We start from the raw sequence: 15,219 nt of genomic DNA, 5'->3' as shown, positions 1-15,219 counted from the left end.
CGGGAATACTCCGGAGGCTATTTGCTTTTATATTCAGAATGGTTTATACACCTCGTGCATCGACTTTAACCGGTTTTTGCAGAATTAAAATTAAGCCATCCGATGTTTTGCAAACTGCCACAATATTGAGAGTTTTATTTATTGAGCTTCCTTTGGGTAATTTAATCTGGATTTTACCCTTTTGGGATGAAAGTTTTTTGGCAGGCGATAAATTTTTATGGTAGTACTTGCCATCAATTAGCTGACCTTCATAAAACTCTACCGACTGAATAGTTTTAACACCTTCGCCGGTTAATGACAGGGTAATATCATATGTGCCTGAAGTTCGCACATTATTGGTTTTTTGAACCGATATTGCAGGATCGGGACGCAGTTTACCCAGATTTGTATAGCGTTTCAGACCAACGCCGGGTAGTCCGTTTTTGTACTCGTATTCAGCTGTTATTAACCCATCTCTGTCGTAGCGTTTGCATATGCCGCTCAGGCGCCCATTTACATATGGCTGCTCTTTATAAACTTTGCCGGTCGAATGGTAGGTGAGGCGGATGCCTTCTTTTTTGTTGTCAGCGTAGTTGATGGTCTCCAGTAGTTTACCTGTTTTTGAAAAGCGTTTAGACTCTCCATGGCGTATTGCCGATTTACTACCTTCTTTAAATTTCATGGATATTTCCCATTCCACCGGCGCTGTAGGGTCATCGCTAAAATGGCGTTTCTTAATAAATGTACCATCGGCATTTTTGGTGCCTGTTTTTACCACCTCTTTTTGAGGTCCGAAGAACTGGCAGCTGCTTAATCCAACAGCTAGTACCAGCACTAGTAGTTTAATTTGTTTCATAAATAAATGTAAGGGGTAGTTTAAAAATAAGGATTAAAAAAGGCTGTCAAAAAAATTGACAGCCCTCGATATAAGTATGCTTTTACTATAACAGTGCATCTAATTTTGATGCCAAAATAGTTTTAGGAACAGCGCCTACTTGTTTGTCAACAACTTCACCGTTCTTGAAGAATAAAATTGTTGGGATGTTACGGATACCAAATTTTACAGAGGTACCTGGGTTGCTATCAACATCCATTTTTGTAATAACGGCTTTCTCACCGTATTCTTCCGCCAACTCTTTTACAATTGGGGTTACCATGCGACATGGTCCACACCATTCAGCCCAAAAATCAACTAATACGGGCTTGTCTGAATTCAATACTAATTCTTCAAAATTGGCATCAGTAACTTCGATTAACATAGCAAATCTGTTTTACTTTATTATTATAAAAATTTTAACTTCTTAATTTGAAAGTGATTGGCCAAAGTTATACAAAATAATTTCGGCTTGTTCAAAAATACACAATTTTTAATAGATACGGGTAAGAAATCAAACCTGATTCTTGTCAAGCAGTCTTATGCAATACTCATTTCTATATCTTCATGTTCATCAATGTACTTAATTAAATCATCATTCAAATCAACGCGCATGCTGCGCGAAAGGAACTGCACTGCGTTCTTTGTTTCAGGGTCTTGCACCATGAATTTTAAGGTGACGTTTCCTTCGTTGGATTGTAAAATGTTTGAAAGTTCGGTGATTAATTCAGGTGAAATAGCATTTAGTGGTACTTTTAAAGTAACGGTGTTGACTAAAGTATCTCTAAGCTCACTTAAAAATTTGATGTTGTTAATTTTAAATTCGAGCTCATCCTGATTGTAGCGTTTGGGTTGCACGCGTCCCTTAACCATTATAAAGTAGCCCACTTCCAGGTAGGGCAGGTACTCGGTAAAATCATGGCCAAAAAAAGCAAACTCAAACGAGCCCGTGTAGTCTTCCATGGTCATTATCGCATATGGGTTCCCTTTTTTAGTGGTACCTCTTCTGACGTTAACGACGCTGCCGGCCACGGTAATGTCACGGCCACGAATTGCTTCCAGATCATCTAGCTGCTTTAGGCGGTGATGAATAAAGCAGTTCATTTCCAACTTGTATTGATCAAGCGGGTGTGCCGAGAGATAAATTCCGATATATTCCTTCTCGTGGTTAAGTTTTTCAATAATAGAGTATTCAGGGCAGTTGGGCATGTCGGGCGTTTTAATTTCAATGCCTGCGCCCATGGCACCAAAGAGCGAATTTTGTGACGTCGCCTTATCTGCCTGAAAGCGGTTGCCATAACGAATGAGGTGCTCAATAAAATTAAGATCGTCGTTCTCGTGCTTGGCAAAGAATTGTGCCCGGTGAAAGCTGCCCATATTGTCGAAGGCGCCGGAATAGGCCAGCGCTTCAATGTTCTTTTTATTGACAGTTGTAAGCGGTAAGCGCTCCACAAAGTCGTAAAGCGATTTAAATGGTCCGTTTTTATCCCGCTCATGAATGATGGCGTCCACCGCTCCTTCGCCAACCCCTTTAATCCCGGCCATGCCAAAGCGAATTGCCCCTTCTTTGTTTACGGTAAACTTGCGGTAAGATTCATTCACATCAGGTCCCAATACATCCATCCCCATGTTCCGGCATTCTTCCATGAAGTTGGTGATCTTGGTAATGTCGCTGAGGTTGCGACTCAAAACCCCTGCCATAAATTCGGCCGGATAATGGGCTTTCAGGTAGCCTGTTTGATAGGCAATGTAAGCATAGCATACCGAGTGCGACTTATTGAAGGCGTAACTGGCAAAGGCCTCCCAGTCTTTCCAGATCTTTTCAATTAACTCCTCGGGTTTGGCAATGGTGGTTTTACCGTCTTTACATGCCTGGACAAAGTCTTCACTCTCCAAACACCCTTTGATGAACTTCTCCTTCAGCTTATCCATCATGGCCATTATCTTCTTACCCATTGCTTTACGCAACGAATCGGAGTCGCCACGAGTAAAGCCTCCCAAGGCACGTGACTGAAGCATCACCTGCTCCTGGTACACAGTAATGCCATAGGTATCTTTCAGGTAAGGCTCCATCATCGGATGGTCGTAAACAATCTCTTCGCGGCCATGCTTACGGGCAATAAACGAGGGAATGTATTCCATTGGCCCCGGTCGGTAAAGGGCGTTCATGGCCACCAGGTCTTCGAAGCGGTTGGGCTTGAGTGCTTTAAGGTGTTTTTTCATCCCGGGCGACTCAAACTGGAAAATAGCGGTTGTTTCGCCGCGGCTGAAGAGCTGGAATGTTTTCTCATCTTCAAGATTGACATTGTTAATATCGATATCAATCTCTTTAGAAAGTTTCACATTGTCCAGTACTTCTTTAATGATGGATAAGGTTTTTAAGCCCAAAAAGTCCATTTTGAGCAAACCGATATCTTCTACAAAGCGGCCGTCGTATTGGGTGGTCAATAGTTCCTCCCCTTTGGTTGGCATCACGGGCAGGTGTTCATCCAGCGGATTTTTACCAATCAAAACGCCACAGGCATGCACCCCTGTTTGGCGGACCGACCCTTCTAAGGCCTCTGCAAATCTAATTGTTTTGGCGATCAGTGAGTTGGAGGATTCCTTTTCCTCCAATAGGGCAGGTTCTTCCTTATAAGCTTTTTTGAAGCTCATTTTAGGCGCTTCGGGCACCAGCTTAGCCAGTCGGTTGGCTTCTGATAGCTCCAGGCGCAGCACTCTGGCAACATCCTTGATGGAGCTTTTGGTAGCCATGGTGCCAAAAGTGCATATATGGGCCACTTTATCATGTCCGTATTTATCAGTCACATAATCGAGCACTTCCTGTCGGCCATCATCATCAAAATCGATATCCACATCGGGCATGGAAATACGGTCGGGATTCAGGAAACGCTCAAACAGCAGGTCGTACTTAATCGGATCCACATCTGTAATGCCAACACAATAGGCAACGGCTGCTCCAGCGGCAGAACCCCGTCCTGGCCCCACAAGTACTCCATTATCTTTAGCCCAGTTGATAAAATCCTGCACAATCAAGAAGTAGCCGGGGAAGCCCATGGTTTTGATGGTCTCCAACTCAAATTCTATGCGCTCAATTTTTTCTTTTGTTAATTCATCACCCGGATAGCGTTTCTTGGCTCCTTCAAATGTGAGGTGCTCAAGGTAGTCGGCTTCCAGTTTAATGGGCAGCACTTTTTCATAGCCCCCAAGTTTTTCGTATCTGTCTTCGCCAAACTCTTCAATTAACCTGGCCTCATCAAATTTCTCTTTATACGACTCTAATGAACCAAAGTCTTCAGGAATGTCGAACGGCGGCATAATGGGGTTGGAGTCTAACTTAAAGAACTCCACTTTCTCCGCAATTTCAATGGTGTTGGCTAAAGCCTCTGGCACATCAGCAAAGAGTTCGTTCATCTCATTAGTGGTTTTAAACCACTCCTGTTTGGTGTACCGCATGCGTGTGGGGTCGTCGTAATCGCGCCCAGTACTTAAGCATACTAATACATCGTGTGCCTCCGCATCTTCGGGATTCATAAAGTGGGCGTCGTTGGTCGCAATTATTTTAACACCAAGCTCTGCGCTCAAACGGCGAATTACTTTGTTCACTCTGACCTGGTTTTCCCACACATCTGCTCTTAAGCGAGGATCATTATTTCGATGCCGCTGCAGCTCCAGGTAGTAATCTTCTCCAAACACATCTTTATACCATAGGATGGTTTCCCGGGCTTTGTCAATATTACCAGCCATAATGTTTTGTGCCACTTCGCCTCCCAGGCACGCACTGCTTACAATAACGCCTTCGCTGTACTGTTCAAGCAAATCTTTATCAATACGCGGCTTGTAGTACATTCCTTTGGTGTGAGCAATGGATGTAAGCTTTAACAGGTTCTGATACCCGGTATAATTTTTGGCCAATAATATGATGTGGTGTCCTCCCGAATCGGTTTTATCGTCCTTTCGCAGGTGTCCTCTTTTGGCCACATAAGCTTCAACGCCAATAATTGGTTTAATATCGGCCTTGCTACATGCCACATGAAACTCTTTGACACCAAACATGGAGCCGTGATCGGTAATAGCAACGGCTGGCATGCCATCGGCTTTGGCTTTAGCAGCAATGTCTGCAGTTTTGGCTGCCCCATCGAGTATGGAATATTGCGAATGGACATGTAAATGCACAAAGGGTTGGGGATCGATGTTTTTCCTGGCTTCCTCCCATTTGCGCTCTTCCTCCTCAATCGATACTTCATCAAATGCTGAACTGACTTTAAAGGATTCGTATTCGACACCAGCCAGTTCGATGGATGTTGGATTCTTTAGCTTGAAAGCTTGTATCTGGGGGGCTGACATCTGGAGCATCTGGGCCGGCAAACCATCAACCCGGATAAGTTCAAGGAAACAGCGGGAGGTTGCCTCCACGTCGGCCGCCGCATTGTGTGCCTCAGCAAAAGGAACGCCAAATAACTTCAGGTGAAGCTCCGTCAGTGTTGGATTTTTAAGCTGCCCTTTACGTTTTAAATCGCAGAATTCCTTACTGCCGGTCATGGTGTCCAGCGTTGGTGCATTGACCAACACCTTTTCATCCATTTCGCTACGCAGCAGTTCACAGCCAACAATGTTGATATCGAAGGATACATTATGGCCAATCACAAATTTGGCCTTTTTAACGTCTTCAATAAAATCCAGTAAGGCATCTTTTAAGGGAATACCTTTTTCGTGAGCTATTTCTGTTGAGATACCGTGAACGGCCACTACATCTTCGGGGATGGTGTAGCCATCAGGGGTGATAACATGGTTTTTGGCAAACAGGAAATTTCCTTCTATATCGTGACATTGCCAGGCTAGTTGGACCATTCTTGGCCAGTTGTCAAAATCATCTAAAGGGGCTTTCCATTTTTTCGGTAAACCAGTGGTTTCGGTATCAAATATTAAAAACATCTCAGTATCAGAATTTTCGAATTTTGCGCATTGCATCTTGGGTGGTTGGCGAAGTTAATGAATAAATGGGGGAATGCCGAGGGTAAAAATGTTAATGTGGTGTTGTCTTTGCTGTTAATATTCGCACTTTGTTAATGAGGCTTATGAGCTAAATATAAATGACTTGTGGTTATATTAGTTCGTAAAATGTTGTTGGATAAATTAATTAGCTCTATCTTTGCAGCCGCAAAACGAGTTTTTGCAATTGTTTAATTAATAAAACGTAATACTATGCCTGTAAAAATTAGACTGGCACGTCACGGACGTAAAAGGTATGCTTACTACCACATTGTAGTAGCCGATAGCAGGGCGCCACGAGATGGTAAGTTCATTGAGAGAATTGGTTCTTACAACCCGAACACCAATCCTGCTACAATTAACTTGAACTTTGATAAAGCTCTTGAGTGGTTAGGAAAAGGTGCTCAGCCAACTGACACTACACGTGCGATCTTATCGTACAAAGGTGTGATGATGAAGAAGCACTTATTAGACGGTGTTAAGAAAGGTGCTTTTGATGAGGCAGAGGCAGAAAAGCGTTTCAACGCTTGGTTGTCTGAAAAAGAAGGAAAAATTCAGGCTAAGAAAGATCAGTTAGCAGGTGCTAAGGCAGACGCCAGCAAAGAGCGTTTGGAGCAAGAGGCTAAGGTCAATGCAGAAAGAGCTGAAGCTCTGGCTGCTAGAAAAGCTGAATTGGCTGCTGAGGCTGAGGCTGCTGCTAAAGCTGCTGCTGCAGAGGCTGCAGGTGAAGAAGAAGCTACTGAAGAAGGAACAGAGGAAGCTACAGAGACTCCTGCTGCTGAGTAATTCAGACCAATCTTTTTCAAAAGATATAAAGCCATCCGAAAGGGTGGCTTTTGTTTTTATATACCTACTCCTGCAGGTTGGTCGCAAAAGTATCGTTTAATAGCTGGTTAGCCAATGGATGCGTAAAGTGCTGCCGGAGAAAATGTCATTAAAATAAGAGTGTGCCAGCAAACACCACCAGTCCTCCCAGTAAAAAACCAGCATGCACCTGTCCCGGAGTGTGCGCATTTAAAAAGAGGCGGGCTGAGCCAAGCAGACCGGCCAGAATCACTGCGCCTGCAAAGAGTAGCCAGATATCTATTCCGAAGCGGAAAGATAGGGCTAGCAGGGCACCTGTGAGGCCACCGATGCCAATCATGTGCATGCTTATTTTCCAAAAGAGAGTGATGAGTAATGCAATGGAAATGGCAATGATAGTTGCCAGCATAAATCCCTGGATAAATGAAGGAACAATGGGGATGCGGCTTAAAAAGAAATAGCCCAGACAGTAAAAAATACCGGTGAGCACCGTGGGAAGTATTCGTTCCTTTCGATCTCGCATATGAACACTTTTAATAACTCCCAGCAGCATAAATAGTGGCACCAGACTCAATGGCAGAGCGCAGGTGCTGAGAAATATAATTAAATAGATAACCCGTTTGTGATCGATGGGCAGATAGGTAAAGTGTCCGCCCAGGTTGAATATGAGAAACAGCCCTAATGTTGGGATAAGCATGGGGTGTAGTACGGTTGATATGGCTGTAGATAGAAATCGCATTGGGAGTTATTAAAAAGCCGGCTCTCAACCGGCAGTTATTTATAATTCTTTTCGTAATCGGGCCACGGGAATGTTTAATTGCTCCCGGTATTTGGCCACTGTGCGGCGTGCAATGTTGTATGACTTTTCTTTTAGGATAGCCGCTAATTTATCGTCTGTAAGTGGTTTACGCTTGTCTTCGTTGGCTATGCACTCTTCCAGTATTTTTTTTATCTCGCGGGTACTCACCTCTTCACCCGAGTCGGTTTGCATGCCTTCAGAGAAGAAATATTTCAGCGGAAAGATGCCAAAGTGTGTTTGGATGTACTTGCTGTTAGACACCCTTGAGATGGTGGAGATATCCAGATTGGTACGCTCAGCAATGTCTTTAAGGATCATTGGTCTGAGTTTGGTTTCATCTCCTTCCAGGAAGTACTCATGCTGATAATCCAAAATGGAGTTCATCACTGTCATGAGGGTATTTTGGCGCTGCTTAATGGCGTCAATGAACCATTTAGCCGAATCAAGTTTTTGCTTCACAAAAAGAACTGCGTCTTTCTTATCCTTTGTCTGGTTCTTTTTATTGGAACTATAATCCTGCAGCATGTCTGAGTAGGCATTGCTGATACGCAGCTCAGGCACATTGCGATTGTTCAGGCTTAGTTGAAACTGTTCATCTTCAATCTCAAGAATGAAATCGGGGATGATGTGCTGAACCGTTTTGGTCATTGGGTTACTATACGAACTGCCGGGCTTAGGGTTGAGCTTTAATATCTCGGACAGAGCATCTTTAAGCTCATCCTCATCAATGTGCAGGCGTTTAGTAATTTTGTCGTAATGCTTGCGGGTAAACTCATCAAAATGATATTTTAACACCTGAAAGGCGTTTTCAATATCCGGAAATGAACGGTCTTTACGCTGTATTTGCAGCAAAAGGCATTCCTGAAGGTCGCGGGCAGCCACACCAGGCGGATCAAAGTCCTGAACAATTTCCAAAACATCTAAAGCTTCCCGTTCATCCACCTCAATGTTTTGGGCAAAGGCCAGGTCGTCAATGATCTCATCTACCTCCCGGCGCAGGTAGCCGTCTTCATCTACATTGCCAATAATGTATTCAGCAATATTTCGCTGCCTGTCGGTAAGAATACGCAGGCCAAGCTGCGAAATCAGGTGTTCGTGAAATGTTGCTCCTGTTGAAAAGGGGATATCTTCGTGTTTATCGTCTTTTGAAAAGTTACGGGCTTGCAGCTTATAGGCCGGAATATCTTCGTCGTTAATGTATTCATCGATCGAAAGTTCATCGCGTTCCACTTCCTGTTCAGGGGCATCAGACTCATCTTTATCCGGGTCTTGCTGTTCACGCTCCAACTCAAGTACGGGATTTTCCTCCAGTTCTTTTTTGATACGCTGCTCCAATTGTGCTGTTGGTATCTCCAGCAGTTTAATCACCTGTATTTGAAGAGGCGAAAGTTTTTGAAGTAGTTTCTGTTGTAAACTTTGTTTTAACATTCTAAATGCTCCGTTCGTTTCATTCCAGTGTCAATGGCACTGAATTCAAAAATAAACTAGTGAATCCTCAACAAAATTAAGATTTATTCATCAAAACCGATATAGGGCCTCTGTTTTTTGCATAATAATAAAAAGAAATGCCGGCTCATGGTGGAGAGCCGGCATTTTGTATGGATCAATTAAACTCGTTTCTGATTAAAACTCAGCTGTTTTTGGCGCGCGGGGGAATGGAATTACATCGCGTATGTTACCCATGCCGGTTACAAATAGCATCAAGCGCTCAAACCCAAGTCCGAAGCCACTGTGCACCACCGAACCAAAACGACGCGTATCGAGGTACCACCACATTTCTTCAGTCGGCACATCCATTTCCTGCATGCGGGCCACCAGCTTATCGTAATTTTCTTCGCGCTGCGATCCGCCAATGATTTCGCCAATTTGCGGGAATAGCACGTCCATAGCTCTTACTGTGTTACCATCTTCATTAAGCTTCATGTAGAAGGCCTTAATGTCTTTCGGATAGTCAGTTAGGATAACTGGTTTCTTAAAGTGTTTTTCTACCAGGTAGCGCTCGTGCTCTGATTGCAAGTCGCTGCCAAACCCGTCAATCGGATATTTAAATTTCCCTTTTTTGTTGGGTTTTGAATTCTTTAGAATATCGATAGCTTCGGTGTAGGTCAGGCGAATAAAGTCATTAGCCAGCACAAATTGTAGCTTTTCGATCAGCTCCATTGAGCGCTCATCGGCTTTTTTGTTTTTCTCTTCTTCCTGTAGGCGGTTGCTTAAGAATTGCAGGTCATCCATGCAGTTGTCCAACGCGTACTTTATAAGGTATTTGAGGAATTCTTCCGCCAAATCCATGTTGTCATCCAGGTCATAAAAAGCCATTTCAGGCTCAATCATCCAAAATTCGGCCAAGTGACGCGATGTATTGGAGTTTTCGGCGCGGAATGTAGGGCCAAATGTATAAATTTCTCCCATGGCCAAGGCGGCCAGCTCACCTTCTAACTGTCCTGAAACAGTCAGGTTTGTTGCTTTTCCGAAGAAATCCTGTGAGAAGTCAATTGAGCCTTCCTCTGTGCGAGGTAGATGATCATAGTCTAAAGTGGTTACCTTAAACATTTCCCCGGCACCTTCGGCATCCGACGCTGTGATGATTGGGGTATGGATATTGACAAAACCTTTTTTGGTGTAAAACTCGTGTACCGCAAAAATCATGGCATGACGAATGCGGGCTATGGCACCAAAAGTATTTGTTCTAAAGCGAAGGTGCGCATTCTCCCGTAAAAATTCCAAAGAGTGTTTTTTTGGCTGAATGGGGTATTTGTCAGCATCGCAGTCGCCCATTACCTCAATTTCTTTGGCATAAATTTCCACTTTCTGACCGCTTCCTGCTGATTCGGTAATTTCACCATTAATTGAAACGGCAGCTCCTGTGGTAATGCGCTTTAGCAGTGCTTCATCAAAGTTAGGTACATCAACAACTATCTGAATATTATGAATGCACGACCCGTCATTTAAAGCTATAAAGTTAACTTGTTTATTACCTCGCTTGGTTCTTACCCAACCTTTCACATTAGCCTGTGTACCAAATTCGGTACTTTTTAGCAGCTCTACTATTTTTGTTCGACGAATCTGTTCCATTTTAAGTATCTATTAAATATTCAGGATTGCAAAATTAATGATTTGTTTTTATTGAAAGCTAACTCATTGGTTAAATGCAAGTGGATTGTCCACTTTTCTATCAAATTATACAAAAAAAGGCGATTCATTGCGAATCACCTTTTCGAATAGCTTGTTTACAGCCTATTTTTTAGTGAAACGCTCCATCTTATTGTCATAATTGATGTAGTAACGGCCTTTTTCTATACCGGTTACATTCACATCTGTTCCATAACCTTTAAATACGATGCCTCCATATTCATCATAAATCTCATAAAGGGTAGGCGATGAAAATGTGATTTTATTATCAACACGTGAAGGGCTGAATGTGACTTCCGGATGCGTTGAGCTGGTTTTAACTTCATCCGAATACCGGGGTTTATTGCGGTAGTCAACTTGTTTAATTCTGAATTTGTTTTCACCACTATGGGTACGCACCTTGGCGCTGTATTTATTAGTTGTATTTGAGCCCTTGCCAGGTACTTCGCCCACCTTAACCCATTTGTTCCAGCGGTATTGTTCAACAACAAATGGCAACGAGCCGGCTTCTTTGGTTGTTGTCCAATTAAGTTGATTGTTGGTAAGGGTTAAATCAACCATTTCAAACGTAGCCCTCGGATTAAGAACCTCCGGATTAAGGACCTTTGGCTGACAGTTGTCTTTGTACTTGATGCCAACGGTGACTGCTTCTCCTATAGAGAATTGAAAAACACTGAGATTAATTTCAAATGCACTTGAATTAATTTCATCTGTCGTAGTTTGCCCGTTAACCGTTACTTCGTACACGCAGAATCCAACACCTGAATCAGCAAAAGGATTCTTTACGTACAGGTTCTCGCCCTGAAATGTGCCTCTAAGCTCAATTTCACCAGCTCGCACACTGATGATGGTTAAAACTGTAGCAAAGAATAGTAGAAATTTCCGTTTCATTTAGGTTAGACTCAATTAGTTAATTTTGGGATACGCAATTTATAAAAATAGCCCCATAAAGCAAAAAAATCATTCCCAACGACTTAAAAAATCCATTATTGGCCCTATTTCTTTGATTAAAAATTATTTCCGAGCTGCTTCCACCCAGTCTCCGTTCTCTTTTATGAGCTTAATTAGTTCGTCAACAGCTTCATCTTTAGAAAGGTTTCTTTTGATGAGTTCCCGCTTTTTAAACAGGCTAACAGTGTCGGGGCCAGAGCCAATGTAGCCGTAGTCGGCATCAGCCATTTCGCCGACTCCATTAACCACACAGCCCATTACAGCTATCTTAAGGCCTTTTAAATGCGAGGTGCGCGCTTTGACCTGTCTGGTTGTTTCCTGTAAATCAAACAGGGTGCGGCCACAGCCCGGGCACGAAATGAATTCGGTTTTTGTAAACCTTACTCTGGATGATTGTAAAATGCCAAATGCAGTGTTAACGATTTCCTCGTTGCTGATTTGTCCATCGTTTTCAAGGTATAATCCGTCGGCCAGGCCATCAATGAATAGCAGGCCGGCATCAGCCGCTGCTTTAATCTGAAAATCTTCATCAATGTCTTCGAGGTAGCTGTTGTTGAGTACCACTGGGTGCGTCAAAGCGTGCTCCATCAGTTTAAAAATGAATGCGCGTTGCTCAACCGGGGCATTTACGTGTTGAGAATGCAGCAGGATAATTACCTGCTGATGGCTTTTGAGTTTCGTCAGTACCTCATCGTTGAGCTCGGGATATGAAATAGCTAAAAAGCAATATTTTGGCAATTCGATGGTTGTGGTAAACTCAGAGGCGGTTAGCACCGGAATGGTATTATCTGATGTATTGGCTGTTTTCCAGGCTGTAAATGGGATAAGGTAGCGCTGGTAGTGGTTTTTAATGTCTTCGGGCAGCTCAATCATCAGGTAGTCGGGCTGCAGCTCATTTTTTTTGTAGAACCTGTCTTCAGCATCGGCAATGACCACCGGCGTATGCTCTCCTCCGATATTCAGAACGGTATGGGTTGCTCGTCGGTTATACTCAAAAGGGGTAAAGTTAACGACTTTGGAGGCAGGGATGGCAGCATGATTGGTACGGGCAGTGATGTAGTTGACCAGTTTAGTGGCTACTGGCACCTCCTTTTCCGGATCTTCGGTCAGCGAAACCCGAATGGTATCGCCCAAACCATCGATCAATAATGCACCTGAACCCACCGCCGATTTTATGCGTCCTTCATCTTCGCTGCCAGCTTCAGTAACGCCCAGATGTAAGGGGTAATTCATGCCTTCCTTTTTCATGGCGACCACCAGTAAGCGCACTGTGTGCACCATAATGCGTGTATTACTGGCTTTAATGCTTAATACAATATCCTTGAAGTTGAGTTGTTCACACATGCGCAGGTATTCCATGCAGGCTTCCACCATGCCCTGAGGCGTGTCGCCAAAACGGCTCATGATGCGGTCGGACAGGGAGCCATGGTTGGTTCCTATACGGATTGCGGTTCCGTGTTGCTTACACACCTCCAGGAAGGCGCTAAGTTTTGCTTTAGCTGTATCCAGCTCCTCCTGGTATTGCTCAGGGCTTAAGCTGAAGTTGAACTTTTTTGCGCCACCGGAAAAGTTGCCCGGGTTAATGCGTACTTTTTCAACATTTGCAGCCGCTATTTTGGCGGCATTGGGGTTAAAGTGGATATCGGCCACCAATGGTTGCTGGTAACCTTTTTCGCGAATCAGTCGCTTAACTTCTTCGAGTGTGTGTGCTTCGCTCCTGCCTTGTGTGGTGATTCGTACAATATCAGCACCTGCATCGAGAATACTCATCACCTGACCGGCCGTTGCTGCGGCGTCCAGCGAGTTGGTAGTGGTCATCGACTGAATTTGAATGGCGCTATTGCCACCAATGGTTTTGATTCCAACTTTGACACTACGCGTTGGGTTACGGTGATAATTAAACAGATCCTCGCAGTATAATGGTTCTTGTGACATTGTTTTTAGTATTGGTTCCACGCTTGAATGCAAAAATAGGCATTAATGTTTACTTCAGGGCTGTTTTGTCTGCAGCTAATTGGTAATGGCTTTTTGTATTTCGTTTTTGTTTGGAAGAGTTAATTGATATTTTTGAGTTCTAAAGTTTATAGACCATGTCGATTGTTGTAAGAAATGTAGTAAAAAAATTTGGCGAACAAAATGCCTTAAACGGGGTGACTTTTTCTATTTCATCAGGCGATATTGTTGGATTTCTTGGACCCAATGGGGCTGGAAAATCTACCATGATGAAGATTATCTCGGGCCTGTTACCACAATCGTCTGGAGAGGTAGAGGTTTGTGGGGTGAATACTGCCGATTACAACGAAAATTTTAGACGGAAGATTGGCTATCTGCCAGAGCACAATCCGCTGTATCTCGAAATGTATGTGAAGGAATACCTGATGATGGTAGCGCAGCTTTACAAGCTTTCGAATAAAAAAATGAGGGTGGCAGAGATGGTGGATTTGACCGGTTTGAGCAGAGAGCAGCACAAGAAAATAGGAGCCTTATCCAAGGGCTATCGCCAGCGGGTGGGATTGGCTCAGGCCCTCATACACGATCCGGAAGTGCTGATACTGGATGAGCCCACAACCGGTCTGGATCCGAATCAGATAATGGAAATCCGTAACCTCATTAAAACGGTGGGACGTGAGAAAACCGTGATGCTCAGTACGCACATTATGCAAGAAGTAGAGGCAATTTGTGAGCGGGTAATCATCCTAAATCGGGGAGAGCTGGTGGTCGATCATCCGTCTACCGATTTATCGCAATTGCAGGCTGGCGGCAGTTCAAAGGTGTTTGTGGAGTTTGATAAAGCACCCAATATCAGTGATCTGGAATCCATTGAAGGGGTTGAAAGTGTAAATAACGTCGGCAAATGTGCCTGCGAGATAGTGGCACAAAACGATATCCGAAAGCAGGTGTTTAATCACGCCGTACATAGTGGAATGACCATTCTTACGCTCACCCGAAACGAACAGAACCTCGAGAGCGTGTTTCATGGGCTCACAAAAGAATAGTGCTAAACCTGAGGCATCCCGTCGCTAGGGAGCTAATTGTTTGATAACCCACTTATCGCCATCTAAAACGTACTGAAAACGATCGTGCATGCGGCTTGCCCGGCCTTGCCAGAATTCAATTATTACCGGCCTAACCAGGTAACCTCCCCAGTGATTGGGACGTGGGATAGATTGGTTGTTATATTGCGCCAGAAGCTGCTCATATCTGCTATGCAGCTCATCACTGTTGTTAATAACTGTACTTTGATTCGATGCCCATGCACCAATCTGACTTTCCCGCGGACGCGATGTAAAGTATTCATCCGATTTGTGGGGAGGCACCTTCTCAACGGTTCCACGTATGCGTACCTGGCGCTCCAGCTCCGGCCAGAAAAAATTAAGAGCTGCCTTATTGGAGCCTGCCAGCTCATTGCCTTTTTCACTGTTGTAGTTGGTGAAGAAAACGAACCCCTCAGCAGATAGTTCTTTCAGCAGCACAATACGGCTGTTGGGCATATTTGCCTCATCTACTGTGGCCAATGTCATGGCTGTTGGTTCTGTGCAGCCTGCTTTTAGTGCTTCCTGCATCCAGGTATCGAATTGTTGAAAAGGGGAGTCGTTAAGGCTCTCTTTAAGCAGGATGCCTTTGGTATAATCTTTACGTATTGCTGCCAGTTTGTTCATTGCGCCTAAATTTAAGTACAGACAAAACAAGA

11 protein-coding genes are annotated in these 15,219 nt (G+C 43.9%); 2 read left to right on the top strand and 9 right to left on the bottom strand.

Annotated elements, in window-relative coordinates; translation table 11 throughout:
- Positions 1-43: 43 nt before the first annotated feature.
- The 3 genes from ACSX1H_RS02025 to dnaE all read right to left on the bottom strand — a co-directional run bounded on the left by ACSX1H_RS02025 (position 44) and on the right by dnaE (position 5,788).
- On the bottom strand, positions 44-835 hold the full coding sequence (locus ACSX1H_RS02025; RefSeq protein ID WP_439181885.1) for a toxin-antitoxin system YwqK family antitoxin: 792 nt from the start codon (positions 833-835) through the stop codon (positions 44-46).
- A gap of 85 nt (positions 836-920) precedes the next feature.
- Positions 921-1,238: a thioredoxin gene (gene trxA, locus ACSX1H_RS02020; protein ID WP_212188652.1), complete on the bottom strand. Its 318-nt coding sequence runs from the start codon at positions 1,236-1,238 to the stop codon at positions 921-923.
- A 155-nt stretch (positions 1,239-1,393) separates the two neighbouring features.
- Entirely contained in the window at positions 1,394-5,788 is a 4,395-nt protein-coding gene (dnaE, locus tag ACSX1H_RS02015) for a DNA polymerase III subunit alpha (protein ID WP_439181884.1), read from the bottom strand.
- 270 nt (positions 5,789-6,058) lie between these two features.
- Between dnaE and ACSX1H_RS02010 the strand changes: the two genes are divergently transcribed.
- On the top strand, positions 6,059-6,631 hold the full coding sequence (locus tag ACSX1H_RS02010) for a 30S ribosomal protein S16 (protein ID WP_439181883.1): 573 nt from the start codon (positions 6,059-6,061) through the stop codon (positions 6,629-6,631).
- A 148-nt stretch (positions 6,632-6,779) separates the two neighbouring features.
- Here the strand turns inward: ACSX1H_RS02010 and ACSX1H_RS02005 are convergent, their stop codons facing one another.
- The 5 genes from ACSX1H_RS02005 to ispG all read right to left on the bottom strand — a co-directional run bounded on the left by ACSX1H_RS02005 (position 6,780) and on the right by ispG (position 13,463).
- Positions 6,780-7,388: a PAP2 family protein gene (locus tag ACSX1H_RS02005; RefSeq protein ID WP_439181881.1), complete on the bottom strand. Its 609-nt coding sequence runs from the start codon at positions 7,386-7,388 to the stop codon at positions 6,780-6,782.
- Positions 7,389-7,427: 39 nt separating this feature from the next.
- On the bottom strand, positions 7,428-8,876 hold the full coding sequence (gene rpoN / locus ACSX1H_RS02000) for an RNA polymerase factor sigma-54 (protein WP_439181880.1): 1,449 nt from the start codon (positions 8,874-8,876) through the stop codon (positions 7,428-7,430).
- Between the two features lie 195 nt (positions 8,877-9,071).
- Positions 9,072-10,520, bottom strand: a complete 1,449-nt coding sequence (asnS, locus tag ACSX1H_RS01995) for an asparagine--tRNA ligase (RefSeq protein WP_439181879.1) — start codon at positions 10,518-10,520, stop codon at positions 9,072-9,074.
- Between the two features lie 162 nt (positions 10,521-10,682).
- The gene (locus tag ACSX1H_RS01990; protein ID WP_439181878.1) at positions 10,683-11,468 is read right to left on the bottom strand and encodes a hypothetical protein; all 786 of its coding nucleotides are present in this window, start codon (positions 11,466-11,468) and stop codon (positions 10,683-10,685) included.
- A 123-nt stretch (positions 11,469-11,591) separates the two neighbouring features.
- Positions 11,592-13,463, bottom strand: a complete 1,872-nt coding sequence (gene ispG / locus ACSX1H_RS01985; RefSeq protein ID WP_439181877.1) for a (E)-4-hydroxy-3-methylbut-2-enyl-diphosphate synthase — start codon at positions 13,461-13,463, stop codon at positions 11,592-11,594.
- A gap of 155 nt (positions 13,464-13,618) precedes the next feature.
- Here ispG and gldA point away from each other — a divergent pair, with 155 nt between their 5' ends.
- Complete coding sequence (gene gldA / locus ACSX1H_RS01980) at positions 13,619-14,524, top strand: gliding motility-associated ABC transporter ATP-binding subunit GldA (RefSeq protein WP_439181875.1); 906 nt, start codon at positions 13,619-13,621, stop codon at positions 14,522-14,524.
- A gap of 24 nt (positions 14,525-14,548) precedes the next feature.
- Here gldA and pdxH read toward each other — a convergent pair whose 3' ends face one another.
- On the bottom strand, positions 14,549-15,187 hold the full coding sequence (gene pdxH / locus ACSX1H_RS01975) for a pyridoxamine 5'-phosphate oxidase (RefSeq protein ID WP_439181874.1): 639 nt from the start codon (positions 15,185-15,187) through the stop codon (positions 14,549-14,551).
- Positions 15,188-15,219: the final 32 nt, after the last annotated feature.

The sequence above is a fragment of the Carboxylicivirga taeanensis genome (assembly GCF_051851475.1).
Lineage (GTDB): Bacteria > Bacteroidota > Bacteroidia > Bacteroidales > Marinilabiliaceae > Carboxylicivirga > Carboxylicivirga taeanensis.
The sequence above is the reverse complement of the archived record's forward strand: the minus strand, read 5'-3'. Positions and strand labels throughout refer to the sequence as shown.

Bases quoted from the DNA above. Each gene is read 5' to 3' on its own strand.
- ACSX1H_RS02025 (WP_439181885.1), bottom strand. From the start codon at position 835: ATGAAACAAATTAAACTACTAGTGCTGGTACTAGCTGTTGGATTAAGC.
- asnS (WP_439181879.1), bottom strand. From the start codon at position 10,520: ATGGAACAGATTCGTCGAACAAAAATAGTAGAGCTGCTAAAAAGTACC.
- ACSX1H_RS01990 (WP_439181878.1), bottom strand. From the start codon at position 11,468: ATGAAACGGAAATTTCTACTATTCTTTGCTACAGTTTTAACCATCATC.
- rpoN (WP_439181880.1), bottom strand. From the start codon at position 8,876: ATGTTAAAACAAAGTTTACAACAGAAACTACTTCAAAAACTTTCGCCT.
- ispG (WP_439181877.1), bottom strand. From the start codon at position 13,463: ATGTCACAAGAACCATTATACTGCGAGGATCTGTTTAATTATCACCGT.
- pdxH (WP_439181874.1), bottom strand. From the start codon at position 15,187: ATGAACAAACTGGCAGCAATACGTAAAGATTATACCAAAGGCATCCTG.
- ACSX1H_RS02005 (WP_439181881.1), bottom strand. From the start codon at position 7,388: ATGCGATTTCTATCTACAGCCATATCAACCGTACTACACCCCATGCTT.
- dnaE (WP_439181884.1), bottom strand. From the start codon at position 5,788: ATGTTTTTAATATTTGATACCGAAACCACTGGTTTACCGAAAAAATGG.
- gldA (WP_439181875.1), top strand. From the start codon at position 13,619: ATGTCGATTGTTGTAAGAAATGTAGTAAAAAAATTTGGCGAACAAAAT.
- trxA (WP_212188652.1), bottom strand. From the start codon at position 1,238: ATGTTAATCGAAGTTACTGATGCCAATTTTGAAGAATTAGTATTGAAT.
- ACSX1H_RS02010 (WP_439181883.1), top strand. From the start codon at position 6,059: ATGCCTGTAAAAATTAGACTGGCACGTCACGGACGTAAAAGGTATGCT.